The 26,922-nt window shown below is 41.1% G+C and carries 21 protein-coding genes and 2 pseudogenes; 4 read left to right on the top strand and 19 right to left on the bottom strand.

The window, feature by feature from the left end; all coding sequences use genetic code 11:
• Nucleotides 1-89 precede the first annotated feature (89 nt).
• The 12 genes and pseudogenes from ezrA to Q4A91_RS06400 form a co-directional block, all read right to left on the bottom strand.
• Nucleotides 90-1,817: a septation ring formation regulator EzrA gene (gene ezrA, locus Q4A91_RS06455; protein WP_303211375.1), complete on the bottom strand. Its 1,728-nt coding sequence runs from the start codon at nucleotides 1,815-1,817 to the stop codon at nucleotides 90-92.
• Between the two features lie 80 nt (nucleotides 1,818-1,897).
• Nucleotides 1,898-3,844 (bottom strand): DNA topoisomerase (ATP-hydrolyzing) subunit B, encoded by a 1,947-nt coding sequence (gene gyrB, locus Q4A91_RS06450; protein ID WP_303211373.1) that lies wholly within the window; start codon nucleotides 3,842-3,844, stop codon nucleotides 1,898-1,900.
• Nucleotides 3,845-3,857: 13 nt separating this feature from the next.
• Complete coding sequence (locus Q4A91_RS06445; RefSeq protein WP_303211377.1) at nucleotides 3,858-4,421, bottom strand: HAD-IA family hydrolase; 564 nt, start codon at nucleotides 4,419-4,421, stop codon at nucleotides 3,858-3,860.
• 90 nt (nucleotides 4,422-4,511) lie between these two features.
• A complete protein-coding gene (locus tag Q4A91_RS06440) occupies nucleotides 4,512-5,060 on the bottom strand; it encodes a DJ-1 family glyoxalase III (RefSeq protein WP_303211372.1) in 549 nt (182 codons plus the stop codon).
• 10 nt (nucleotides 5,061-5,070) lie between these two features.
• Nucleotides 5,071-6,294: an FtsW/RodA/SpoVE family cell cycle protein gene (locus Q4A91_RS06435; protein WP_303211371.1), complete on the bottom strand. Its 1,224-nt coding sequence runs from the start codon at nucleotides 6,292-6,294 to the stop codon at nucleotides 5,071-5,073.
• 5 nt (nucleotides 6,295-6,299) lie between these two features.
• The gene (locus tag Q4A91_RS06430; protein ID WP_303211369.1) at nucleotides 6,300-8,792 is read right to left on the bottom strand and encodes a bifunctional DnaQ family exonuclease/ATP-dependent helicase; all 2,493 of its coding nucleotides are present in this window, start codon (nucleotides 8,790-8,792) and stop codon (nucleotides 6,300-6,302) included.
• Between the two features lie 196 nt (nucleotides 8,793-8,988).
• Nucleotides 8,989-9,840 carry an NAD(P)H-hydrate dehydratase gene (locus Q4A91_RS06425; RefSeq protein WP_303211367.1) on the bottom strand — a complete coding sequence of 284 codons (852 nt, stop codon included), beginning with the start codon at nucleotides 9,838-9,840 and terminating at the stop codon, nucleotides 8,989-8,991.
• 56 nt (nucleotides 9,841-9,896) lie between these two features.
• A pseudogene (locus Q4A91_RS06420) lies at nucleotides 9,897-10,669 on the bottom strand (HAD hydrolase family protein).
• A gap of 4 nt (nucleotides 10,670-10,673) precedes the next feature.
• A complete protein-coding gene (locus tag Q4A91_RS06415) occupies nucleotides 10,674-11,531 on the bottom strand; it encodes a bifunctional methylenetetrahydrofolate dehydrogenase/methenyltetrahydrofolate cyclohydrolase (RefSeq protein ID WP_303211366.1) in 858 nt (285 codons plus the stop codon).
• A gap of 148 nt (nucleotides 11,532-11,679) precedes the next feature.
• Complete coding sequence (locus tag Q4A91_RS06410) at nucleotides 11,680-12,000, bottom strand: TfoX/Sxy family protein (protein ID WP_303211364.1); 321 nt, start codon at nucleotides 11,998-12,000, stop codon at nucleotides 11,680-11,682.
• 33 nt (nucleotides 12,001-12,033) lie between these two features.
• The gene (locus Q4A91_RS06405) at nucleotides 12,034-12,768 is read right to left on the bottom strand and encodes an amino acid ABC transporter ATP-binding protein (protein ID WP_303211362.1); all 735 of its coding nucleotides are present in this window, start codon (nucleotides 12,766-12,768) and stop codon (nucleotides 12,034-12,036) included.
• Nucleotides 12,768-13,451 (bottom strand): amino acid ABC transporter permease, encoded by a 684-nt coding sequence (locus Q4A91_RS06400; protein WP_303211360.1) that lies wholly within the window; start codon nucleotides 13,449-13,451, stop codon nucleotides 12,768-12,770. The genes Q4A91_RS06405 and Q4A91_RS06400 overlap by 1 nt, the downstream gene beginning before the upstream one ends.
• A 192-nt stretch (nucleotides 13,452-13,643) precedes the next feature.
• Between Q4A91_RS06400 and Q4A91_RS06395 the strand changes: the two genes are divergently transcribed.
• A complete protein-coding gene (locus tag Q4A91_RS06395; protein ID WP_000443577.1) occupies nucleotides 13,644-13,874 on the top strand; it encodes a DUF1797 family protein in 231 nt (76 codons plus the stop codon).
• Between the two features lie 237 nt (nucleotides 13,875-14,111).
• Nucleotides 14,112-16,370 (top strand): ATP-dependent Clp protease ATP-binding subunit, encoded by a 2,259-nt coding sequence (locus Q4A91_RS06390; protein WP_303211357.1) that lies wholly within the window; start codon nucleotides 14,112-14,114, stop codon nucleotides 16,368-16,370.
• A 42-nt stretch (nucleotides 16,371-16,412) separates the two neighbouring features.
• On the opposite strand, the gene Q4A91_RS06385 is transcribed toward Q4A91_RS06390, so the two are convergent.
• Nucleotides 16,413-17,027, bottom strand: a complete 615-nt coding sequence (locus tag Q4A91_RS06385; protein ID WP_303211356.1) for a GyrI-like domain-containing protein — start codon at nucleotides 17,025-17,027, stop codon at nucleotides 16,413-16,415.
• 54 nt (nucleotides 17,028-17,081) lie between these two features.
• The gene (locus Q4A91_RS06380) at nucleotides 17,082-17,984 is read right to left on the bottom strand and encodes a YafY family protein (RefSeq protein WP_303211354.1); all 903 of its coding nucleotides are present in this window, start codon (nucleotides 17,982-17,984) and stop codon (nucleotides 17,082-17,084) included.
• A gap of 176 nt (nucleotides 17,985-18,160) precedes the next feature.
• Here Q4A91_RS06380 and Q4A91_RS06375 point away from each other — a divergent pair.
• Together Q4A91_RS06375 and Q4A91_RS06370 are read left to right on the top strand one after the other, a co-directional pair.
• Nucleotides 18,161-18,612, top strand: a pseudogene (locus Q4A91_RS06375) (NUDIX hydrolase).
• Between the two features lie 58 nt (nucleotides 18,613-18,670).
• Entirely contained in the window at nucleotides 18,671-18,970 is a 300-nt protein-coding gene (locus Q4A91_RS06370) for a DUF1827 family protein (RefSeq protein WP_000767203.1), read from the top strand.
• A 66-nt stretch (nucleotides 18,971-19,036) separates the two neighbouring features.
• On the opposite strand, the gene metK is transcribed toward Q4A91_RS06370, so the two are convergent.
• The 5 genes from metK to Q4A91_RS06345 form a co-directional block, all read right to left on the bottom strand.
• A complete protein-coding gene (gene metK / locus Q4A91_RS06365; protein ID WP_303211351.1) occupies nucleotides 19,037-20,227 on the bottom strand; it encodes a methionine adenosyltransferase in 1,191 nt (396 codons plus the stop codon).
• A 303-nt stretch (nucleotides 20,228-20,530) separates the two neighbouring features.
• Complete coding sequence (locus tag Q4A91_RS06360; protein WP_303211350.1) at nucleotides 20,531-21,910, bottom strand: VWA domain-containing protein; 1,380 nt, start codon at nucleotides 21,908-21,910, stop codon at nucleotides 20,531-20,533.
• 241 nt (nucleotides 21,911-22,151) lie between these two features.
• The gene (locus tag Q4A91_RS06355; protein WP_303211348.1) at nucleotides 22,152-23,501 is read right to left on the bottom strand and encodes a DEAD/DEAH box helicase; all 1,350 of its coding nucleotides are present in this window, start codon (nucleotides 23,499-23,501) and stop codon (nucleotides 22,152-22,154) included.
• A 132-nt stretch (nucleotides 23,502-23,633) separates the two neighbouring features.
• Nucleotides 23,634-24,449 (bottom strand): endonuclease/exonuclease/phosphatase family protein, encoded by an 816-nt coding sequence (locus Q4A91_RS06350; RefSeq protein ID WP_303211346.1) that lies wholly within the window; start codon nucleotides 24,447-24,449, stop codon nucleotides 23,634-23,636.
• A 51-nt stretch (nucleotides 24,450-24,500) separates the two neighbouring features.
• Nucleotides 24,501-26,687: a PTS transporter subunit IIBC gene (locus Q4A91_RS06345; protein WP_303211345.1), complete on the bottom strand. Its 2,187-nt coding sequence runs from the start codon at nucleotides 26,685-26,687 to the stop codon at nucleotides 24,501-24,503.
• Nucleotides 26,688-26,922: the final 235 nt, after the last annotated feature.

The raw sequence follows: 26,922 nt of genomic DNA, 5'->3' as shown, positions 1-26,922 counted from the left end.
GCTCCATAATTTCCATAGTGGTTTTTACCCACTACAGATATTATAGAGCCGAAAATAAAAAAGCTTAGAAATCTTCTAAGCTTCTATTTTTAAAAACGAATCGCTTCACGTGTTTTCTCATATGAAGTTACAAAACGGTTTGTAACCCCCGGTTCAGCAACTTCCAAGGCTTGTGAAATTTTCTCAAATGATGCCTGGTAGTCAAACTCTTTTTCAAAAATTTCAAGCGCTTCGTTGAAAGCCTCTTGGATACGCTCATCGAATGAACGGTAACGGTTTGAGTATTGCAAGAGTTGCTCCGTCAAGGTTGCATATTGAACGATATCATAGGTTTCTGTTTCAAGTGCTTCCATATCATTTGTTACAATTTCAAGAATTCGTTTAACCGATTCAATATTCACTTGTGGTTGTTCTAACTCTGCCATCAGATCTTCTGTGTTATGACTTGCAGTAAAGAAAAGTTTCAAGAAACTTTGAGGAATACCTGGCAAGTTTCTCTTCTCCATGTAACGTTTGATAGTATGCAAACGGTTCACATAGACATTTGCTTTTTGGCGAGCATTGAGGTCGTCTTTTTCAATTTGCGCAAGTCGTTCGCTAACAGAGATTTGCTCATCCTCTATATCCTTGAGGTTGCTTTGAAGCATTTCCAACTGTTCTTCAAGAGCAGAGTAGGCTTGTGTTGACTCACCTTGATCCTCTGTCACTTCCATGATTGCCGTATCAAGTGCAGCCAATTCTGCTTGAAGACGACGAACATGATTACCATCACTTTCAGGAAGAAGGTAGGTTTTAGTCAAGCGTTCAAGATCTTGAACAAGCACCTGATTATTTTCTTTCAAGTGGTTGAGATAAGTTGGTAATGTCGAAAGAAGACTTTCAACTACTTTTTGAGCTGCAATTTCACGAGTGAAGATATCATAAAGTGCGTTGATTTCTTCTTGGATGCGATTATTTTCATACTCTGCATTGTCCAATTCCAACTGACGAATATTTTCTTGATTATTTTTCAAAGATTCATGCAAAAGTTGGAAACGAGACTCGATATCTGTTTCTGTAAAGTGGTAGTTGGCATCCAACAGCTTGCGATAACCTTCTTCCAAATCTGCCAATTGCTCTGGCAATTCCTTTGTCAAGGTTTCAACAAGAGCTGGAATTCGCTCAACGATGTGTGTCAAAGCGAGAATATGATTTTCAGTTGAATCAAGAATTGCTGCCGCTTCAACCGGGTCACCTGATGAATTTAGGGTAACAAATTGAGAGAATTCAGATTGGATGTTTTCCAATTGTTTCTCAATCTCAGGAAGGGCCTTACCATATTTCTCCGAATCTTCTGCAACGGTACGTTGAAGGGATTCAAACAAGTCCAAAGCATGAAGGACACGGCCACTATTCTTAGATTCTTGTTTTTCAAGTTCAGAAAGGGCATTGCGAATAGCTGCAATATCATCTTCAATCAAGCCGATTTGGCTCTCAATTTGATCAAGTTTGTGTGTTGCCTTAAAGAAACGGAAAGAATTGTTGTAGCTTTCAGCTTCAAAAAGATGATTCTCAATATCAGCAAATGAGTTTAGAGATAAATCAACCCATTTTTGATTCCATTCACGGAAGGTCACCTGACTTTGACCAATCAAGTGCATGTTTTTAACGGCTTCAACCTCATCATTTACAGGAAGGTTGTAGAGTTCTTCTTTTCTTTCTTCAAGGGCCGTTAATCTGCTTACATTACGCTTACGTAAAAAGATAGCTGTTACATAAGCTAAGATCAGAATGACTGCAATCGCAACCATTAGATAAATTAGTTGTCCATTAGACATATCAAACTCCTTTTATACTAGAAACAATCGTAATGATTATATCATATTTTTTAAACCAAGGGAACTATTTCCCACATTTTTTAGACGTCAAGTGTACTGTAAACAGCATTTTCTTCGATAAATTCGCGACGAGGTTCTACTCGATCTCCCATCAACATATCAAAGATTTTATCTGCTTCGGCAGCATCATCTACCGAAACACGCGCCATCAAGCGATGTTCAGGATCCATGGTTGTTTCCCACAATTGGTGGTCATCCATTTCTCCCAAACCTTTATAACGTTGGATGGTTGGTTTTGAACGCCCTTCACTGTGACGTGCTAAGGCTTCTTGGAGTTTAATTTCTTGATCTGCACCAGGTTGAATATATTCTTTAATCTCACTTCCAACTTTAACCCCATAAATCGGTGGTTGGGCAATGTAGACATAACCAGCCTCTAAGATTGGTTTCATATAGCGATAAATCAAGGTTAGCAGGAGTGTTCGAATGTGGGCTCCATCAACATCGGCATCGGTCATCAAAACGAGTTTTTGGTAACGAGCCTTAGTGACATCAAATTCTGCACCAAATCCTGTTCCCATGGCTGTGAAAAGGCTTCGAATTTCTTCGTTGGCAAGGATTTTATCCATGCTAGCTTTTTCAACGTTCAAGATCTTACCACGAATTGGAAGGATAGCCTGAAACTCACGGTTACGACCAGATTTGGCTGATCCACCAGCTGAGTCTCCTTCGACGATGAATAGTTCAGTTTCAGCAGGGTTGTTAGAAGAACAGTCTGCTAGTTTTCCTGGCAAATTGGAAATTTCTAAGCCAGATTTCTTGCGTGTGACTTCACGCGCACGCTTGGCAGCTACACGAGCCTTGGCAGCCAAGATTCCTTTTTCCACGATACGCTTGGCGATTTGTGGATTTTCCATGAGGAAATCAGAGAAGGCATCGCTGAAGAGGCGATTGGTAATCTTGACTACTTCACTATTCCCCAGTTTGGTCTTGGTTTGTCCTTCAAACTGCGGATTTGGATGCTTAACTGAGATAACTGCAGTCAAGCCTTCACGGACATCTTCCCCTGTTAGGTTGTCTTCATTGTCTTTTAGTAGCTTATTTTTGCGAGCATAGTCATTGATAACACGTGTCAGCGCTGTACGGAAACCTTGCTCATGCGTACCACCTTCATGGGTGTGAATGTTATTGGCGAAACTCATGACGTTTTCGTGGTAACCAGTTGTGTACTGCATGGCTACTTCAACTGTGATATCATCCATCTCACCGTCTGTGTAGATTGGTGTATCAAAGATCACATCCTTGTTCTCGTTGATATATTCAACATAGCTAGCAATCCCACCCTCATAGTGGTAATGTTTAGTCTGTTCGAGACCTTCACGCTTATCTGTGATGGAGATTTGAAGACCTCGGTTCAAAAAGGCTAGTTCTTGAATACGTTTGTTTAATTTTTCAAAGTCAAAAGTTGTTGTTTCTGTAAAAATCTCTGGATCTGGTGTGAAGTGAACTGTTGTTCCCGTTTTATCCGTATCTCCAACCACCTCAAGATCAGCAACAACATGACCACGACGGTATTCTTGGTAATGAATCTTACCGTTTTTATGAACATAAACATCTAGTTGAGTTGAGAGGGCATTTACTACTGATGAACCTACACCGTGCAATCCACCTGAAACCTTGTATCCGCCACCGCCGAATTTTCCTCCAGCGTGAAGGACTGTAAAAACGGTCTCAACAGCGGGACGTCCTGTTTTTCCCTGAATATCAACAGGAATTCCACGCCCATCATCCACAACAGTGATGGAATTATCAGGCTCTATAAAGACTTGGATGTGACTAGCAAATCCAGCTAGGGCTTCGTCAATTGAGTTGTCAACGATTTCCCATACTAGATGGTGAAGACCTTCTTTTGAAGTCGATCCAATATACATACCTGGACGCATACGAACAGCTTCAAGTCCCTCCAAAACTTGAATTTGACTGGCATCATAATCCTGTGCCTGTTGGTTTTTGATTTCTTCTGTCATTTTTTCCCTTTTCTTACATGTCTATTGCTTGTCTCAATGTCGCAACGTTATTAAAAAGATAAGCATCTAAGCCAGCAGCTTTACCTGCTTCTACATCAATATTTCTGTCACCAATGACCAAACCAGATGTAATATGATATTTATCACGTAAATAAATCATGGACTCAGGATCTGGTTTCCGTTTAAAGCCAGAACTGGCAGTCACAACCTCGGTGAAGTAGTTCGCTATCTGGGTCTTAGCAAGAAGTTCTAGCACTTGGTCATTTCGATGAGAAACTAAGAAATGGCGGCCACCCTTGTCCGAAATGTCTTTGAGTAATTCCGGAATTCCCTCAAACAAAACTGGATGTTCTAGCTCACGCGCTTCATTTTCTTTGTAGTTCTCTAAAAACCCCTCGATATCTGGTGCAAACTTTTTGATAGCAAAAGCTGTCGAAACCTTCAAGGCTTCGTAGACACAGTCGTGTTCTTGCTCTATTCCGTATTGGGCTAAGGTTTCTACAAAAGCTGCTGTAGAAGTCTCATAATTATCCAATAGGGTACCACCTAAATCCCATATGTAGTCGTGATATTTCATACCCTTCATTATACCATTTTTTTATGAAAAAAGCGATGATTTCCTAGATTTTTCCAAGTAAAAAACGAGAGCCGAACTCTCGTCTTACTGTTAATTTCCAAAGACATCCCGATAGAGCATGCCGTCTCGTAAACTTTCAGCATCTCCTCCCAATTGCTCTACCAACTCATAGGCAAAGGCAAGTGCGGTTGACGGTCCTCGGCTAGTTGTTAGATTGCCATCCACAACCACTGTTTGCTTTTGATAAATTCCATCACTGATGTTCTCCTGAACACCGTCATAACAGGTGAAGTGCTTGTCTTTCAGGATACCTGCTTGATGGAGGGCGATTGGAGCTGCACAGATGGCTGCAATTTTCTTTCCAGCTTGGTCAAAGGCTTTAATCTCAGAAATGAGGGCTGGATTATCCCGTAGGTGAGCTGAGCCTGGCATGCCACCTGGAAGAACTACTAAGTCATAGTCGGACAAATCACCATCAAAGATACGGTCGGCTTTTACCTGAATGCTATGTGATCCTGTCACCTGCTCTTCAAATCCTACCATATCACATGAAATGTTTGCTCGACGCAAGACATCAACTACTGTCAAGGCTTCAATTTCTTCAAAACTCTGGGCTAAAATAACTGCTACTTTTGCCATAGTGGCCTCCTTATTTGATTTGTTTTAGGACGACTTTCTTTCGTTTGAATGGAACTTTTCCACTTTTCTCCTCCGCTAGGTTGGTCTGGTAACTCATAGATAAGAGGAGACCGACACCAATGAGGTTGCTAATAATTGCGGATCCCCCTTGAGAAATAAATGGCAGAGGAATCCCTGTCAAAGGAAGTAAGCCTGTCACGGCACCGATATTTTCAAAGATATGGAAGAGCAACATCATGATAAAACCAGTCGAAATATAGGTGTAAAACTGGTTGTTTGACTTAAGTGTAATCTTCAACATCCGATAAATAAGAAGCAAGTACAGGGCAACCACAAAGACTGAACCAATAAAGCCAAAGTCTTCTGCAATTACGGTGAAAATCATATCACTTTCGCGTACTGGAATGAGGAGATTGGACACATTAAAACCTTGTCCAAACAAGCCACCACTTCCAATCGCAATTTGTCCCTGCGCCTGTTGATAAGTCGTGGTTTGCGCAAAGTCAAAGGGATTGAGCCAAGCCAAGATGCGGTTGATCTGGTAGGTTGGCATTCCAATCTGATGCAAGAAGGCACGTCCATCCTTGCTTATAAAGATGGCCATAAAACCTGCAACTGCAGTCACTCCTGTCGCAAAAACAGGAATGATAATCTTCCACGAAACACCTGAAAGGAGAACCATACCGGAAAAAATAGCTACAAAGACCAAGGCAGTCCCTAAGTCACTTTGTAGGGCTAAGAGGATCAAGACTGGTATGGTAAAGGCGATCATCCAACCAATCAATAGAAAATCCAAGGGAATAGTTCGTCGCCATTCCTTGTGTTTTTGAGTGAATCTTACAATGGCTCGAGCCAACATCAAGATATAGGAAATCTTCATGAACTCCGATGGCTGGAAAAGTGTCGTTCCACCAATCGATACCCAGTTCTTGGCACCTGTTGACGCTACAAGATTTGGATTGTAGAAAACAAGAGGTAGGACCATCAAAGCTAGCCCTAGACCATAAAGATAGGGAGTCACCTTCCATAAAAACTCGGTATTAAAGAACATGACCACAAATCCAATGACAAGACCCAAGGCAATCCAAGCGATTTGCTGACCTAGAATTGGAAGTACATTATTGGGATAGTCATGACTAACTGCTATATAAATGGCCACTACTCCAATCACCAGTAAACAAAACACTGGTAGGAGGAGGCTATAATCGACTCGAGAGTCGAAGGAACGTTTCATATTTTTTACCTTTTCTCTTTCTTGGATTTTTCTTTCATTCTATTGCGACGGGATTGGAGAAAATCAGCTACAGCAGGCTCTAGCTGTTCTCTAGAAAGAACCTGAACAGCCCTTTCTTTTGACAAGGCCTGAGCGATTTGTTTGCCGTAACGCTTGCTGACGACACGACTGTCTAAGATTACAGCAACCGAACCTTGATTAGATCGTCTAACAGTACGGCCCAGGGCTTGTTTTAGTCGAATGATCGCCATCGGCAACTGATAATCATAGAAAGGATTTTTCCCTTCTTGGCGCAGTTCCTGGTTTAATTTTTTGGTTAAAGGTTCTTGGGGATTTTGGAAAGGCAATCTCGGAATCACTTGAATCACGCAAGGATGGGTTGAAAAATCAACTCCTTCCCAGAAACTACCTGTTCCGAGCAAGATCTGGCGCTCACCTTTTTCAAAACGTTTTTTCAGTTGGCTTGGTTCCCCATTTTTATACTGAGCTAGATGCGGTTGGTCGAGCAGGTCCGAAACTGCCAGCAACATTTCTTTTGAGGTAAACAAGACCAATAAGGGTTCTTGAAAGGCTTGTAAGCTTCGAATGACAGAAGCCACTTCACTAGCATAGTCAAAAGGCGAAACTTCTGTCACAAGAGGAAAGTCATTGACTAGAAAGACTTCTTGTTGCTCCTGTTTTGCTACATCAAGTCTAACAAGCGGAGCATCTGAAAATCCCAATAAATCTGCTAGGGAAACCCGATTGCTGATTTCAAGAGTGGCAGATACTCCTAGGAGCGTACAATCTTCTGGCAATAAATCTGCTAGTATAAAGCGGCCTTTTTTGCTTGAACAAACCAAGACATCCTTGATCAACTTCTCAGTTGCAGCAAGCCAAAATTCACGATCCGACGTGAAAAAGTTTGCAATTTCTTTATACTCTGGAAGAGCTAGCTCCGAAAAATGTTGGCGCAACTGTTCGAGAGAATCCAACCACTTTCCATCCTTAAGACCTGACTGATAGTGCTCCATCAAGTAACGACATTCAAAGCCAATACTCTCAAGCAAGCGTTTCTGAACCAAATCCTCCACTGACTCTAAGGACTCTTCAATTTGAGTTACAAGATCCTCAAGGCGATAAGCCTGCTGGGCTAGATTTTCGAGAGCTAGCAGCATTTTTTGAGCTTCATCCAAAATTACCAAACGGTTGTCGACAAACTCTGGATTGTCTTCCAAACGAGTGACCAGATAGGCATGATTGGTCAGAAGAACACGACTGGTCTTGGCCTTTTCCTGCCCTCGTTTCCAAAAATCCTCCGTAGCAAATAAACTTTTCTTTGAAAGCTTACCATCGTGGACTAGTTCCGGCAGAAAGTGCTGATAGCGATAAAGTTGCCCGATTTCGTCCAAATCACCAGTATCTGTCTCCGTTAGCCAGATGAGCAGTTGCATTTTAAAGCGTGTGAAGAGGCGATTGGACTCCGGTCGATGGAGGACTTGGTGAAAAGCATCCAATTTCAAGTAATTTTGAGGCCCCTTGAGACTATGAATCTCCAGATGGAAGACCTCTTTTAAGCGCTGACCTTCTTCTTGCATGATTTGATTTTGAAGAATTTTGGTCGGAACACTCACTAGGATACCTGCTTGACTCTCCAAGTTCAAAGCAGGGAGGAGATAACCATAAGTCTTGCCCAGTCCCGTTTGAGCTTGGATAAAGGATGCCTGGTGTTCTTCCAATAATTGCTCAATCTTCTCCGCAAATTCCAGCTGTTGTGGACGCTCCTCCAGCCCCAATAAAGAAATGTTTTTAGCAAAGTCTTTGGATAACTTTCGTGGGACTAAGGCTTTGCTTTCCTTTCTGAGGAAAAGCCCATGAAGCTCCATCAAGTCTGGCGAAGATAAGAGAGATTGTTGCTGATAGACCTCCTCAATCACCAGATAACTTTCATAGAGAAGGTTGTCTGCAAGGTTTAACAAGCTTTCTAAGAGCCCTTTAGGTAGCTCAAAAAGTTTTTGACGCATGTAAAGCAAGAGTTCAGCTGTTGCTTGAGCATCTGACAGGGCAGTATGGGCATGTTCCAGCTCAATGCCCAACTCTTGACAAAGGATACCTAAGTTATACTTTTCAAACTGAGGATACAGAACTTGGGCAAGCTCAACTGTATCCACCCGAGGTGTGCGCAATTCATATCCTTCAAAAAAGAGAAATTCTGCAAGAAGGTTGGCATCAAACTGTACATTATGCGCAACAAAAATACCGTCCTTAACCAATTCAAAAATTTTTCCGGCCACCTGAGAAAACTCTGGTGCCGCAGCCAAACGCTGATCGGTCAGACCCGTTAATTCTTTGATATGAGAATCCAAGGGTTCGTGAGGATTGACATCAGTCGCATACTGATCAATGATTTCACCATTCTCAATCACCACAATGCCTACTTGAATAATTTTTGCCTTGCTTCCGGTGCTGGTCGCCTCTAAATCAACGACCACATACCGATCATTTCTCGCATTCATCATTAAAAATTATATCAAAAAAAGCATGATTTGACACCCCTCAACTTTGATAACAATCTCACTTTCCTTGTGAGTTTGAGTAAAAACCCAGACCTCAAAAGTGAGAATTTCACGCAAGTTCAGCAGTTGATTCCTGATTCTGAGGTATTTGAAAACCTTATCAGCATAGTTACATCAACATAAAAAGACAACTAAGATATTAGCTGCCTTTTTGAGATATTTTTTTCATTGTTTTTGGGAGTAGCTTGCTAATTTCTGTTGGCAAGACAAGGTAGTTTTCTTGAGCTAGTTCTTGCGCGATAACTGAATGAAGGTAAGTCGCTACCACCACTCTTTCATAGAGGCTGACTTGGTGAAACTGACCTGTAAATCCTGCAATCATCCCAGCCAGAGTATCTCCCATTCCACCAGTTGCTTGATAGGGGCCTCCAACCTCCAGTTGATAGTATTCAGGTTTGCCTGCTTGCCAGATACGAGTCGCAGGACCCTTCTCGATAAGAATCGTTTCTTGAGGAAAAGCTGAAAGAGCCCTAGCAGTCGTCTCTGTATTTTGATCGTCCAGAACTATACCAGACAGTCTTTCCCATTCCTTTTGGTGGGGGGTTAGGATGAGCTGACTAGATGGGAATGTCAAATGAGCTTTTGCTAGGATGCCCAAAGCACCGCCGTCTACAATCAAAATCTGGTCTTTTCTAAGGCTGTCACAGACCCGTTTTACGAGTTCTTCTCCGAATGCATCCTCTCGCAAACCCGGACCTAACAAGACAACTTCTGCCTTTTCCAACTGTTCTTTTAACAATTGCTGGTCTTGAAGAGAAAATGCCATGGCCTCCGGTAAATGACTGTGCAGAGCCGGAATATTCTCCTTATCCGTGCCAACAGTCACCAAACCTGCCCCACCTTTGACAGCTGCAATAGCTGACATGATGATAGCTCCCCCATAAGGATAGGTCTCACCAAGCAAGAGCAGGCGACCGTAATCTCCCTTATTGCTGTGACGACAACGTTCAATAATGACTTTTTCTAATAAATCTTGATCAATCACTTTCATCGTTTTTTCCTCTCACTCCATTATACTAAAAAAGGAGGCTTTATCCTCCTTCTACACTATTTTCCCTTAAATTCCGCAAAGGTCTGTAAGATTTTAGCAGCAACTGCTGGAGAAGGAGCTCCTTTTATCTCTAACGTGTCATCTGCATATGGAGTAAGACCAGCAAAATCTCCTATCTGGACTGAATAGATCGACGTTTTAAACAGTTCAATATCGTTTTGGTCATTTCCAAAAGCGATGAAGTTCTCCCCACATAACTTTTCAACAGTTGTCGCCTTATGAGTATCCAAGGGATTAACATAAAGGCACTTTTCATGCGCATGATAAGACAGATGAGCCTGTCCTATTCTTTCTAGCTGACCAAGCAGATCATCAAGCAAATTCTCATGGTCACCCATATAAACGACTACCTTAATCGGAGTCCCTAAGTCCTCAAGTTTCTGATGACGAGCCACCTTTAGGGGATCCACACTGGAAATAAATGGAATCTTCTCTACAATCTGACCGCTATAGTCAAAGCAATCATCTGCAAAAAAGGGAGATTGTAGGTCTGGCAATAATCCACTAGCGCATGATAAACTCTAGCATCGAGATTCCTTTCGAAGATAGCCTTCCCTAGATGATAGGCTACGCCACCATTCAACCCTATGACCAAGCGCTGACTGAGTTCAGAACCTAATAAACCCAAGCAATCCCGATAAGAGCGGGCTGAGGCAAACACAAGCTCATGCCCATAATCTTCAGCCTTTAAAAGAACCTGCTTAATCTCTTCATCTATGGTCATATAGTCAAAAGATAGCGTTCCATCTAGGTCAAATACGAATTTCATCTTCCTAGTCCTTGTTTAGTGTTCGAAGCGCTGCCTGATAGGTTTGCTCCATTAGCATGGTAATCGTCATAGGACCAACTCCACCCGGCACAGGTGTGATGTGGCTAGCAAGTGGTGCAACAGCATCATAATCAACATCTCCACAAAGCTTGCCATTTTCATCTCGGTTCATCCCAACGTCAATGACAACCGCTCCTGGTTTGACAAAGTCAGCTGTCACAAACTTAGCACGACCGATTGCAACCACAAGAATATCCGCCTTAGCAGCCACCTTGGCAAGATGATGGGTGCGTGAGTGGGTCAAAGTCACAGTCGCATTCTTAGCCAAAAGAAGCTGAGCCATTGGTTTCCCAACGATATTTGAGCGACCGATAACAACCGCATTTTTACCTTCTAGATCAATCCCATATTCATGAAACATTTCCATAATTCCTGCAGGTGTCGAAGGAATCATAACTGGATGACCAGACCAGAGGCGACCCATGTTTAGGGGATGGAAACCATCCACGTCTTTTTCGGGGTCAATGGCTAATAAAACTGCCTCTTCATCGATATGTTTGGGTAAAGGTAACTGGACCAAAATCCCATGCCAAGCTGGATCTTGATTGTATTTGGCAATCAAGTCTAACAATTCCGCTTGGGTAATAGTCTCTGGAACTCGCTTTACTTCACTACGGAAGCCAGCAGCGAGAGCTGACCGTTCCTTATTGCGAACGTAGACTTGGCTGCCAGGATTGTCCCCCACCAAAATCACTACCAATCCTGGAACTAGACCTGTTTCTTCTTTTAGTTTAGCCGTCTTCTCAGCCAACTGTCCTTGTAACTTAGCCGCAAGAGCCTTCCCATCAATAATCTGTGCCATATCTCTTCTCTTTTCTATCAAATATCCTCTATTATATCAAAAAATAACTCGCCATTCTAACACTTCTTGCCTAATGGACCTTATAGTCAAAAACTATAAGAAAAAGCCCTTGTCGAGCTTTTATGCCTATTTATACTAGGTAAATCTGTCATGCTTTCTTTTTGACTTTTGGAGCCGGTAAGACTTCATACATATCCTTAATTAATCTCGTTAGAAATGACTTATCTTCAATGTCTTCTATCAAAATCATCTCCTTAGCCCCTTCATAAGGACGTTCAAGCCTAGTCTGTCCCAGTTGATCCATGACCAGCTTCACAGGCTTCAGTAACAGACGATTATCATAGATTCCCCCAATAATCTTCCCACGATAATAAAGAATATATTCTCCCATCATTGGACGATAACTCATCTCCTCTAGCTCTGATAGCTGTTCGAGAATAAAATCTAAATATTCTTTACTGGAAGCCATGATGCCTACTCCATTTCTTCTAAAAATAAGGTCTTACAAAACCTTACTCAAAAATTCCTTGGTCCGTTCTTCTTTTGTTTGATCGAAAATCTCCTCAGGCGTTCCATCTTCGACAACAACCCCATCCGCCATAAAGATAACACGGTCTGCTACCTCACGCGCAAAGCCCATTTCATGAGTCACAATCACCATGGTCATCCCTGATTTAGCGAGGTCTTGCATAACAGCTAGAACTTCTCCAACCATCTCAGGGTCTAGGGCTGAAGTCGGCTCATCAAAGAGCAAAACATCTGGTTCCATAGCAAGTCCACGTGCAATGGCAATCCGTTGTTGCTGACCACCTGACAAACTCTGTGGATAAGCCGTCGCCTTGTCTGGCAAGCCAACTTTTTCTAACAGTTCCTGTGCTCTTTTCTCCGCAACTTCCTTGCTTTCACCTTTGGTTTTAATTGGTGACAAAGTGATATTTTCCATCACTGTCATATTGGGAAAGAGGTTGAATTGTTGGAATACCATACCCATCTTTTCACGCATAGCAAAAAGGTCATTTTTCTTATCCGTAATATCGACTCCTTCAAAGATAGCCTTGCCTTTACTTGCTTCTTCAAGGAGATTCATCGAACGAAGGAGGGTTGATTTCCCGCTCCCTGACGGACCGATAATGACCACAACTTCTCCTCGTTTAATCTCAAGGTTGATGCCTTTTAAAACTTCATTTTTCCCAAAAGACTTATGTAGTTCTTCAATTCTAATCAAGGTTTCTGTCATTATTTCTTGTCTCCTTGTCCAATATGTTTTTCAAATGCTTTCAACGCCACTGTCAAAACAGAGGTCATAATCAAATAGTAAAAGGCTGCAAATAAAAGGGGAGTCAACGGTAAATAAGTTGTTGTTGCTACTGTCGTTGCACCATTCCACAACTCCATCACCCCAATCGCCGACAAGAGGGAACTATCCTTGATAATGGTGATAAATTCATTTCCCAGAGCTGGAAGAATATTTTTGATAGCTTGTGGCAAAATGACATAACGTATAGCATTTTTCGGACGAATACCAAGAGAGTAAGCGGCCTCTAACTGCCCTTTAGGAACCGCATTGATCCCCGCACGAACAGTTTCTGAAACGTAAGCTCCACTGTTCATAGAAATAATCAGAATACCAGGAATCAAACGAGAAAGATCAACTCCTAAAATTCCCACTTGGATAGTCGGAGCATTGATATGCATAAGAGCAAAGGCAATCATTATTTGAACCATCATCGGCGTCCCACGGAAGATCCAAACATACACATTTGCAAACCAAACGAGCGGTTTAAAGCGTGAACGTTGGGCAAAGGCCAGTAACACACCTATAATGGTCCCTAAGCAGACAACAAGGATAGAAATCAATACGGTAATCAGAGCACCATAGTTAAAATATGGTAAATACTTTGGTAAAAAAGAAAAATTCATATTCAATCAACTTTCTATGTATTGGGTTGTATTATTATAACATGAATTGAATTAAAATGCAATCCTTTTTCCCCTAATTTTAACAATTAACTTGATAGAATAGAGAAATAGAGAGAAATCACAGTTTTTTTCTAGTCAACTACCTCTTGTTTATGGTAAAATAGAAACGATAAGAAATGGAGGAGAATCAAAATGGAATCACATTTGGTTAGAATCATTAACCGCCTAGAAGCAATGACAAAAGATGGTGGAAATCTAAAACGTAATTTTGAACGTGAAGGTGTTGTTGTCGCAGAAGTTGCATACAGCCACGACGAAGAAAACGGATCACTCTTCACCCTTCGCGATGTAGAAGCTCGTGAAACTTATACCTTTGATAGCATTGATTTGATTGCAATGGAGATCTACGAACTCCTTTACTAATATAAAAACAACGGGCAGAAAGGCCCGATGAATGAGAATCCTTTTTGTCACCACAAATGGGATTTTTTCTTACCTTCAATGTCGCTGGATTCTCCATAAATCCTTCTTTTAAAAACGACCACTTCCCAATCTTTTTACTTGCTTTACACCTTAATCATGCTATAATGAGAGTATAAAACTTTGACTATTCTTGACCTTTTTCTTAGACCAAGAATAAGAATGAAATGAGGTAGATGTATGCTCTGTCAAAACTGTAAAATTAACGACTCAACAATTCATCTGTATACCAATATCAATGGACAGCAAAAGCAAATTGATCTCTGTCAAAATTGCTATAAAATTATCAAAACAGATCCAAATAATACCCTCTTTAAAGGAATGACTGACTTAAATAATCATGACTTTGATCCGTTTGGCGATTTTTTCAATGATTTGAACAATTTCAAACCTTCTTCTAATAACGTCCCTCCAACTCAATCTGGTGGGGGATACGGAGGAAACGGTGGTTATGGTCCTCAAAACCGCGGCCCACTTCAAACACCTCCTAGCCAAGAAAGAGGACTCCTTGAGGAATATGGTATCAATATTACTGAGATTGCTCGTCGGGGAGATATTGACCCTGTTATCGGTCGAGATGAGGAGATTATCCGCGTTATCGAAATCCTCAACCGTCGAACCAAGAACAACCCTGTCCTTATCGGAGAACCAGGTGTTGGTAAAACAGCCGTTGTTGAAGGTCTAGCTCAGAAGATTGTCGATGGCGATGTTCCCCATAAACTCCAAGGCAAGCAGGTCATCCGTCTGGATGTGGTTAGCCTAGTTCAAGGAACAGGGATCCGAGGCCAATTTGAGGAACGTATGCAAAAACTCATGGAAGAAATTCGCAAACGCGAGGACATCATCCTCTTTATCGACGAAATTCATGAAATTGTTGGTGCAGGGTCAGCAGGTGATGGCAATATGGATGCTGGCAATATCCTGAAACCTGCCCTTGCCCGTGGTGAATTGCAACTGGTCGGAGCCACTACTCTCAATGAATACCGCATCATTGAAAAAGATGCTGCTCTAGAGCGCCGTATGCAGCCTGTCAAGGTAGATGAACCAACTGTCGAAGAAACCATTATCATCCTTAAAGGTGTTCAAAAGAAATACGAAGACTACCATCACGTCAAGTATACTGATGCTGCCATCGAAGCTGCTGCAAATCTTTCCAACCGCTACATCCAAGATCGCTTCTTGCCAGACAAGGCTATTGACCTGTTGGACGAAGCTGGTTCAAAGATGAATCTAACGCTGAATTTTGTTGACCCTAAAGTGATTGATCAGCGCTTGATTGAGGCTGAAAATCTCAAGGCTCAAGCTACTCGAAAGGAAGACTTTGAAAAGGCTGCTTATTTCCGCGATCAGATTGCCAAGTATAAGGAAATGCAGAAAAACAAGGTGACCGATCAGGATACTCCAATCATCAGCGAGAAAACTATTGAACATATCATTGAGCAGAAAACCAATATTCCTGTCGGAGAACTCAAAGAAAAAGAACAGTCTCAGCTTATCCATCTAGCAGACGACCTCAAAGCTCATGTCATTGGTCAAGATGAAGCTGTCGATAAGATTGCCAAGGCCATCCGTCGTAATCGTGTTGGACTTGGAACCCCTAACCGCCCAATCGGAAGTTTCCTCTTTGTCGGACCAACTGGTGTCGGTAAGACAGAACTCTCTAAACAACTAGCCATTGAGCTCTTTGGTTCTGCTGACAGCATGATTCGCTTTGATATGAGTGAATACATGGAAAAACACAGTGTAGCTAAATTAGTCGGTGCCCCTCCAGGTTATGTTGGCTATGATGAAGCTGGTCAGTTAACGGAAAAAGTTCGTCGCAATCCTTACTCACTCATCCTTCTCGATGAAGTTGAAAAAGCCCATCCAGATGTGATGCACATGTTCCTTCAAGTCTTGGACGATGGTCGTTTGACAGATGGGCAAGGGCGTACAGTTAGCTTTAAGGATGCTATCATTATCATGACCTCAAATGCGGGTACTGGTAAGGCCGAAGCCAGCGTTGGTTTTGGAGCTGCTCGTGAAGGACGTACCAACTCTGTTCTCGGTGAACTCGGTAACTTCTTTAGCCCTGAATTTATGAACCGTTTTGATGGCATCATCGAATTTAAACCTCTCAGCAAGGACAACCTTCTCCAAATCGTCGAACTCATGCTAGCGGATGTCAATAAACGCCTCTCTAGCAACAATATCCACCTCGATGTGACAGACAAGGTCAAGGAAAAGTTGGTTGACTTAGGTTATGATCCAAAAATGGGAGCACGCCCACTCCGCCGTACTATTCAAGACCATATCGAGGATGCCATCACTGACTACTACCTTGAGAACCCAAGTGAAAAAGACCTCAAGGCAGTCATGACAAGCAATGGCAATATTCAAATCAAATCTGCCAAAAAAACTGAGAAAACAGAAGAGATTGCTTCTGAAATAGAAGAATAAACCTCATAAAAAGAACAGGAAACAAGATTTCCTGTTCTTTTTTTAATTCTCTTCTTGAACTTGATAACGAAGAATTGTTTTTAATTTGCTTGGCTCCGTTCGATGAAGATTAGTGAGATAAATTTCTCGGTGGACTTCCGAAGTTCTTTTGAGTTTATGAAGTTGACAAAAATGCTCCATCTCTTCAAAAGTCTCATTTTCAGTATCAAAAGGTCCTACATGAAGCATAGCAAGGCTTTGGCCTTCTTCTATCATTTCAAAACGAATAGCTTCATAGAGAATATTTGGCTTCTTGATTTTGACCTCGTTCAGAGCTACCTCAAATAGTTCTCGCTTAATAAAATCGGGTTGCCCAATCATAATACTATAAGAAAGCTCACTTTTTACCAGTTCTCCCTCCTTCTCCTTTTTCCATACACCTTCTAAAGGAAATACAGTAAAATCAGTGTAAACCTCATCCAAAGGTTCTTTTTCATACTTCATCTTTATCGAATAGGCCAATGCATACAAGGCCCCTACGCGTTCTGAAAAATCTTCTTGATTTGGATCACCTTTACCATCGATCACGATATAGGATTGACCTGATACCTGCAGGATGCTGGGCCTAGCTTTCACTTGATAAAGATCTTTTGCTTCTTTTCTCCATTCGTATTTCATTTGGTTCTTCTCCTTTCTATCTCTAGTATAGCACCAAAACCCCGACATCTTTTGTCAAGGTTTGTAAAGTTTTTGGATTTTTTCTAATCTAGAAAGCAATTCCTTCTTCAGATGATTGGGGGCGAGTATTTCTACCCCATCTAGATAAGACAGGAGGTAAGTATACAGACTTTCATGCTCTGGTAGGACTGTCTTGACATAATAACACCCATCTTTCCCCAAGCTAATCTCATCTTCTGAAAAATCTTCATAAACCCGGAAAGCAAGCTTGGGACTAAACTTCAAGGAAACTTCGATTTGATATGCCACTTGATCTGAACCATCAACCCAATCCATCACATTTTTCTGCTTCACAGTTTCAGTTGTTAGGTGATAATTCCTAATTCTAGACAATTTGAAAAAACGCCACTCTTCTTTCAAACAACAGTAGGCATGAAGGTACCAATCTCTCTTTTTAAATACGAGTTTAAATGGTTCGACTGTACGAATCGTTTTCTGACCACACCCACCTAGATAAGTAATCACCAGTTGCCTTTTCTCTAGAATAGCATGTTTGATGTTATCAAATAATTCTTTTTGACCTTCTCGCTTCCTCCAGTCAGTCAAGTCTACTTCTATCCAAGGGCTAGTAGAAACTTGAAAAATAGATTCCAACTTTTCAAGTAACAGATCTTGCCTGTCATTTGTCAGGGCTTGAATTCCTTGCAAAGCTGATAGAAGTTCTAATTTTTCATCCTCCGATACGAGAGTACGATCCAGAACAAAGTCCTTCATTAAAAAGATTCCGCCTGACTTCCCAGGTATCGAATATAGAGGAATCCCCGCCATACTCAACCGCTCAATATCACGATAAATCGTTCGTACAGATACTTCAAATAATCGGGCTAATTCAGGAGCCGTTGTACTACCTTTTTCTAAAAATAGATATAGGATACGAAATAGTCTTGATTCTGCCATAAAATCACCTCTCTTTTATTATACCAGTTATAGTACTAGGTCTAGAAAGTTTAACGAGACAAATATTAATCCAAACAAAGTAGCTTTTTCTGCACAAGTTCGTTGGTTTATTCTTGACAGCTTGCCCCTCGTCCATTATGATAATAATAAAGATACTAGAGAATGAGGAAAATGCAATGGCAAACCCAACTTTTGGTGAAAAAAAGAGAATGTGACCTACCAGCCCCGCTATGGTGTGTACGCAGTTATTCCGGATGCGGAGAAAAAACAAATTGTCTTAGTTCAAGCTCCTAATGGTGCTTGGTTCTTGCCAGGTGGAGAAATTGAAGCAGGCGAAGATCGTCAAGAAGCACTAAAAAGAGAACTAATCGAAGAACTTGGCTTTACAGCTGAAATTGGAACCTATTATGGGCAAGCTGATGAGTATTTCTACTCTCGCCACCGTGATACCTACTACTACAATCCAGCGTATCTCTATGAAGCTATTTCTTTCAAAGAAGCACAAAAACCATTGGAAGATTTTAATCATATTGCTTGGTTCCCTATTGACGAGGCTATTGAAAAGCTCAAACGTGGTAGCCATAAATGGGGAATTGAAGCTTGGAAAATCCAGCATGGAATTGGCTAAAATACACGATTTTATCCCAAAAGTGCTATAATAGAGTTAGAAAATCGGAGGAACTGTTATGAAGCTTATCAACACGACTAATTCACACTCGCAACTTGTTAAAAGCCAATTAGAAAGCACAGACGCAACTCTTGTCGAGGTCTATTCTGCTGGAAACACAGATGTAGTTTTCACGCAAGCCCCGCTTCACTATGAAATCCTCATTTCCAACAAACACCGAGCTATTCGTGAACCTGAAATCGAAACCATCCAAGACTTCTTCTTGAAACGTAAAATCGATAAAGAAAGCATTGATGAAGCCAATATCAAGACGCTTTATTCAGATAAATTGATTGAGATTTCAATCCCTATAAAATAAGAAGACCAGCCAAAAGCTGGTTTTCTTTTGCAAAAAAGATTGGTAGTTGTATACTACCAATCTTTTTTATTTCACAGCTTCTTTCAAAGCGTCTACCTTGTCCAAACGTTCCCATGGAAGGTCAATATCTGTACGTCCCATGTGCCCATAAGCCGCTGTTTGACGGTAAATTGGACGTTTGAGATCCAGCATTTGGATAATTCCTGCAGGGCGAAGGTCAAAGATTTGACGCGCTGCTTTTTCAAGCTTGCTTTCAGCTACCGTTCCAGTACCAAAAGTATCGATACGAACAGAAACAGGTTGCGCTACCCCGATAGCGTAGGCCAATTGCACTTCTGTCTTCTTAGCAAGGCCTGCTGCAACGATGTTCTTGGCAATGTAGCGAGCTGCATAAGAGGCTGAACGGTCCACCTTCGTCGCATCCTTACCAGAGAAGGCACCTCCACCATGACGAGAGTAGCCACCATAGGTATCCACGATGATCTTACGACCAGTCAAGCCTGAGTCCCCTTGAGGTCCACCGATTACAAAGCGACCAGTTGGATTGATGAAAAATTTTGTCTGCTCATCCAAGTAAGAAGCTGGAATAACTTCCTTGATAACTTTGCTAATCACATCATTGTGAATTTGTTCATTGCTAACTTCTGGGTCGTGCTGAGTTGAAATAACGACTGTATCCACACGTACTGGACGATCATTTTCATCATACTCAACCGTAACTTGTGATTTAGCATCTGGACGAAGGTAACTGATTTCACCAGACTTACGAAGTTCTGCCAAACGACGAACCAACTTGTGGCTAAGCGAGATTGGCAAAGGCATGAGTTCTTCTGTCTCATCCACTGCAAACCCAAACATGAGACCTTGGTCTCCAGCACCAATCAAGTCCAATGGATCTTGATCTGCATTTCCACGAACTTCCAAGGCTTCGTTAACACCTTGGGCGATATCTGGTGACTGCTCAACAAGTGACGGATGAACTCCAACCGTCTCCGCAGAAAAACCATACTCTGTATTGGTATAACCAATCTCTGCAATGGTATCACGAACCACTCGGTTAATATCTACATAAGCATGTGTAGATATTTCACCAAAAACATGAACCGAACCTGTGTATACAGCTGTCTCGGCAGCAACGTGCGCATCTGGATCTTTAGCTAAAATAGCATCCAAAATCGCATCTGAAATTTGGTCTGCAATCTTATCCGGATGCCCCTCAGATACAGATTCAGACGTGAATAATTTACGTTCTGACATAAAAATGTCCCCCCTTAAAAAATATTGTTATAGAGTTACAAAGTACTGATAGGAAAACTACTAGTAATGAATACCTACCACCTTATCGGGACTATATAACCTTATCATTATACCACTTTTTACTTTTTTTTTGCAGTATTTTCTCGAAATCGAAAAAAGAACCTTATGGCTCTTTTCTCGTCATAAAAATTCGGATTGTACTCCTTAATACAGAAGGTCATACCTATGCTTATCTGCATACTTTGTTTACAAACTACCTATTTTTTTATCACAATGTTCTTACAAACAATCTTCCAGTTAGGCTTACTGTTCCTTAGACTTTCTATTGCTTACAGTTAAGCCAAGTCCAGCCATTAGGAGGCCAAGTCCCACAATACCATAGTTCGCTGTATCATTACTTCCTGTATCAGGGAGTTTCGCCACTTCTTTTTTATAAGCTGTAGCTACTGGAACTGTGGTAGTTGGAGTCGCACTTCCTGTCTGAGCAACAGGTAGTGTTGTACGACGTTCTAGGTAAAATTGGTAATTATCTTTCGTTACCTTATAATTGTGTCCTTCAGTCACAGTTTCAACAATCAAAGACGCCACATCTTTAGTCAAGGTATCTCCAAATTGCTCACTGAAATCCAAAATTCTATTATCATTAGTAAAACCTTTGTAATATTTTTGGTAAAGACTTGAGGTTGCTACAATTCTCTCAATACCATTTGCATTTAATGTTGCAATTGTGTCTGCAATCGTTGGAATTGACGGATGCTCCTTAATTGGATAATCAGATAATAGGACAGCAAACCTTTTATTTTTAGGTGATTTTGACCAATCATATGTCGAAACAATTTGATTGAGTGCAGGTGTCGACGTTTCTTTTGGATCGCCTCCATTAGCAAGTTCAATTGCAGCGAGCGCTTTTTTTAGTTCGTCTGGATTAGATGTGAAATAAGAGTCACCAAACTTAGTTAGAATTGTACCTTCATCAGTTAAATTATATGTGCGGCCATAAAGCTCATCGCTAAATGTAGCTAAACCAAAGCGTGCAGCTACCCCATTATTCGCGAGATTATCGACAAATTTATTGACATTATCTCTTACAGTATCAATATTACTCTTCATTGATAAAGAACGGTCAACAACAAATACGATATCTGCTGATCCTGATTTGGAAATCGTTTTTGTATCTTTTATCATCTCTACGGACGTAGTTTTATCAACACGTTCATATTGGGTATAAGAATTTCCATCTTCATCTTTGCCGCTCACTGTACTCTCAGTTGTTTCAGTCTTTGGAGCAGGAAGTTCTTCGCTTTTTACAGGTGCCACTTCTGTCTTTGTCACTTCGACTGTTGCAGTTTCTTCATGAATCTTTTGATCACTTTCTTGGCGTTCTTTCACGTCAATAGGTGAAACCTTCTTAGAAACATCAACAAGCTCTCCAGGTTTTGCATCTGATTGGTTAACGACTGGTTTCGCCTCATCGGCTTTTATTTCTGCTACAGCAGCTTCGACTGCTGACTTACTTGCTTCAGTTTTCTTTACTGTTTCAGTTGCAGCAGATTCCGGTTTTGTTGTTTCATCTGCAGACACTTGTCCAACCTGAGCAAAAGCAAACAAAATTGCTACAGAAGCCAACCCAACTTTCATTTTACGGAATGAAAAACGTTGTTGTTTCATAAATGATTTATCCATAGAAGTCCCCTTTTCTTTTCACGGATCAAATGATATAATCCGATTGTTTTATAGTATGATAACACAATTTTGTATAGTTTTCAATTTTTTTCCTTACGATTTCAATAAAATATTGGTCTAAAAAAAGTTTTAAAGCAATTACTGTTTTATAAATCAAATTATTTAAAATATATAATTATTATCTCCTTTGAATATTTCCGGAAATAAAAACACAGTAGAATCAGGTGATTCTACTGTGTTTTTAGAATGTTTGACGTTTGGCTTTTCGCTCAGCACGCCCACGTGCGCGATTTTCAGCACGCTTGGTTTTGCGGCGTTTTTCATCCACCGCCCATTGAATCTTCTTCTTATAGCCAGGTTTGACTTTTTTCTTTTTCTTTTTCTTTTTAACCAAGCCAATCATTTCAATATCAAGCTTATCCTGCTTCTTTTCACGATTAGCACGACGATCACGGTCATAGGTATCTTGAAACTCTCCGTCTTTGACCATCTTAGGAGTAAACTTGATCCCTAATTTCTCCAACTCACGGATATCCGAGTCATCACTAGGCTGGTAAAGGGTAATCGCTGTACCAGGCAGTCCGTTGCGCCCAGTTCGTCCAACACGGTGAACAAAGAAAGACAAGTCTTGCGGAATGGCATCATTGATAACATGGCTGACCCCTTCAATGTCAATTCCACGCGCTGCCAAGTCTGTTGCAACAATGTACTCAAAATCCAGATTTTTCACCTGATTCATGATCCGTTTGCGTTCACGAGGGGCAATATCTCCATGAATCTTTGCCACCTTCAAGCCTTGAGCAGTCAAGTAGGCATGTAACTCATCAGCACGCGTTTTTGTGTTAACAAAAATCATTGCTAAATAAGGCTGCATCAACTGAGTCAGCTGGTAAATTTGAGCATTCTTGTCGCGGCCCTTGGTCGAAATCAACCAATTATCGATCGTATCTGAGATAACTGTCTTAGTCTTGATTTTTTCCATGACAGGATTTGACAAGTATTTTTTCAAGAACGGTTGCAATTTTTGTGGAATAGTTGCTGAAAAGACCATGAATTGCAAGTCTTTTGGAAGGCTCCCTGCAATCTTATCAACGGTTTCCAAAAATCCCATATCCAAGGTCATATCGGCTTCATCAACTACAAAGGTCTTGGCCTTGTGAATAGCCAAATCACTAGATTTGACCAAGTCATAGATGCGACCTGGCGTTCCAATAACGATATGTGGTTGGTTGCTGGCAAGTTTTTCAATCTGACGCGCCTTATCCGTACCACCTACATAATTAACCACACGAACTTCGACATCTGAGTGAGCTGCAATCTGACGAGCTGCTTGGTATATTTGAGTGGACAACTCACGACTTGGTGCAGTAATGACCGCTTGTACACTATCGCTAGTTTCATCTAATTGCTGGAAAATTGGTAATAAGAAAGTATGAGTCTTTCCTGAACCAGTTTTCGACTCGCCCACCAAATCACGACCTGCCAGTACAATAGGGATTAATTTTTCTTGTACCTCTGTCGGAGTTGTAAATTTTAACTCCTCCAAGGCTTCTACTATATAATTTTTAAATTGAAATTTCTTAAATGACATACTATCCTCGATTCTATCCTTTCAATTATACCATATTTTGTCCTATTGCAGTAGCCCCATTTGAGTCTCAGTCCTGTAGTAAAGATTCGAATAGATTAAAAGGTTGAAACTCTCTGGTTCCAACCTCTTTCATTATTTCCAGGTCAATACAGCATTCAAACCATAATGATCACTGACTTGTGGACTATTTTGGCCATCAAAAACTACTTGTAAACTCTCTACTTCTAACTCTTTTGTCGTAAAGACGTAGTCGATTCGTAGTGGTTCAGTGTTGCCTTTCCAACCATCAATTTCTGGTGGAACGGTATAGCTACCACTTCTTTCTTTCGCAACTTCAAATGCGTCTTGTAATCCTAATGGGCTAGCTAAAATCGCTTGATTGCCTTCCTGACCAGCTGGATTATTAAAATCACCTGCTAAAATCAGAGGTTTGTTCAACTCTTTTAGTACAGCCTCAAATCGTGCCCATTCTTCTTGGAAACCTTTATCCCACCAAGAGAGATGAACGCTTGCAAGAGCAAGTTCCTTACCTTCAACCTCTGTCTCAGCCAAGGCAACGCGACGAGTATGGTAGTCCGTTGGATCATCTACATCTGATACTAAAATCTCACGCGCCTTAATAGGTGTTTTAGATAAGATAGCTACGCCTTCATGGTAGCGGTCATAGCCAATATGATTGTAAGCCCAAGTCCAGTAGTAGTTTTTCCCTTTCTCAGCCAATTTTTCAACCAGAAGTCGGACATAGTGATCCTGATGAATGGGTTCTGCTGATGATAAAGCTTGATAGTGATTGTTAACCTCTCCCTCAGGCGAAGTCATTTCTTGATTGATTTCTTGGAAACAAATCAAATCATAGTCCTTATCGAGAATGTTTTGGAGTAAGATTTGGAATTTTTCCTCTGCTTCCTTCTCCATCCAACTGTGGGTATTGAGTGTTAGAAATTTCATGCTTTTCTCCTAAAACAAGAGGTTGGAAAACAGCTTCCAACCCCAAGTATATTACAATTCTACTTTAGCAACTGCTGTTTTAGCTGCAAGAGAACCTGTTTGTTCTAATTTAACTGATTTGAGGACATCACCATTTGTGAAGATAACCACTGTTGATGTTTTGCGTCCTGCTTCTCGAATAGCATCCAAGTCAGCTGTGACAAGAAGATCACCAGCAGCCACTTTTTGTCCTTCAGAAACATGAACAGTAAATGGTTTTCCTTCAAGACTTACTGTATCCAAACCAATATGAACAAGCACTTCAAGACCTGAGTCAGTGACAAGACCAAGAGCATGTTTTGTTGGGAAGATACTTGATACAGTACCTGTAACTGGAGATACAATGTTACCATTTGTTGGTTCTACCGCAAATCCATCACCCATCATTTTTTGAGCAAAAACTGGATCTTCCACTTGTTCCAAGGCAACAACTTGACCGTCAGCTACTGAGTAAACATCCTCAGTTACACCCTTGTAATGTACAGTATTTTGTTGAGTTTCTGTCATTTGACTTGGAAGAGTTTCAGGAATTACTTCACCTGAGTCAAGGATATCTTGGATATCAGATTTCAATACGTCAGCTTTTGGTCCGTAGATAGCTTGGACACCTTGTCCTTTCATGACAAGACCCATAGCTCCTTCTGCTTTCCATTGTTCCTCAGTACCAACGCGATCTGCATCTTTAACAGTTACACGAAGACGAGTCATACATGCATCCACATCTACGATATTTGCACGACCACCAAGAAGGTTAATGATGTTTACGGCTTGAGAAACTGCTGCAACTTTTGGAGTTCCAGGAGCTGCTTCTTCTGATGCTCCTTCAGCTGTTTCGTAGTTTCCGTTACGTCCTGGAGTTGCGTAGTTGAATTTCTTAATCATGAAGTTGGCAATGAAGTACATGATAACCGCAAAGAGAACAGTTACCCAGATAAAGTTAACGATATCCATACCAATACCAGCATTAATTGCCAATGGTGTACGAGTCAAGAATTCAATTGAACCGAATGAGTGGACACGAAGGTGAACAATATCTGCCATAGCAAAGGCAGCACCTTGAACTACTGCATAAACAAGGTAAAGCGGTGTTGCGATGAACATGAACATATACTCGATAGGTTCAGTAACCCCTGTCAAGAATGTTGCAAGGGCTGTCGCAATCATCATACCCTTGTATTGGTGTTTCTTGTCAGCATCAACATTGCGGTAGATAGCAACGATGACACCCATCAAGATACCAAATGAACCGATCATTTGTCCAACTTTGAAACGAGCTGGAGTGACTGTTGTAAGAAGGTGTTGGTATTGGTCAGCATTTGAACCTTTAAGGTTAACAAGGTCAGTTACCCAAGCAAGCCAAAGTGGATCTTGACCAAATACTTGTGTTCCTTTTGCTGCACCGGTTAACACTTCGTATGTTCCACCAAGAGCTGTGTAGTTCATTGGGATAGTCAACATGTGGTGAAGACCGAATGGCAAGAGCAAACGTTCCAAAGTACCATACAAGAATGGTGCAAGGACTGGAGCAGTTTCTTGTGAGTTGGCAATCCAAATACCAAAGTTGTTGATACCTGTTTGAACTACTGGCCAAAAGGCAGCAAGTAGAATTGCAGCAATAGTTGAACGAAGAATAACGACGAATGGTACGAAACGTTTACCATTGAAGAATGAAAGGGCATCAGGAAGTTTACGGAAGTTGTAGTATTTGTTATAAGCTGTTGCTCCAACAAAACCAGAGATAATCCCTACGAAAACCCCCATGTTAAGCGCTGGTGCCTCAAGAACGCTGATAAAGTAGTCAGCAACCTTGATTGAACCACCAAAGAAAGTAGTAACCATTGCTTCAGGGTTTTTCAACATATCACCTGTAACACCGAAGATAGTACCTGTGATACGGTTAATCAAGATAAAGGCAAGTCCGGCTGCAAATGCACCACCTGCACGTTCTTTTGCCCAGTTTCCCCCAATAGCAAGGGCAAACAAGATATGAAGGTTACCGATAACCCCCCAACCAATTTGCTCAAGGATTCCACCTGTAATCACTAGAGGAGCAAGGTTTGGGTCGATCATCACGATTGATTTACCGATTGAGATCATCAATCCCGCCGCTGGCATAACGGCGATAACCACCATTAAAGCCTTACCGAATTTTTGCCAAAATTCGAAAGACAAGACATTTTTGAATGTAGCTTTCATCATTCAAATCTCCTTTATTTTATTTAGGCAAACGTTTTACGAAAACGTTTGCATTTGGCTATGTATTAATTATACCACTTTTATTTTTTTTGTAAAGGCTTTTATAAAAAAATTGTCTATTTTTTTAATTTTTAAAAAAGAAAAAGAGAAGTTTACTAAAACTTCTCTTTTAAATATGTATTATTTTGGCTCTATAATATCTGTAGTGGGTAAAAACCACTATGGAAATTATGGAGCT

Source organism: Streptococcus sp. (assembly GCF_030528045.1).
Lineage (GTDB): Bacteria > Bacillota > Bacilli > Lactobacillales > Streptococcaceae > Streptococcus.
This window is presented reverse-complemented; position numbering and strand designations above follow the sequence as displayed.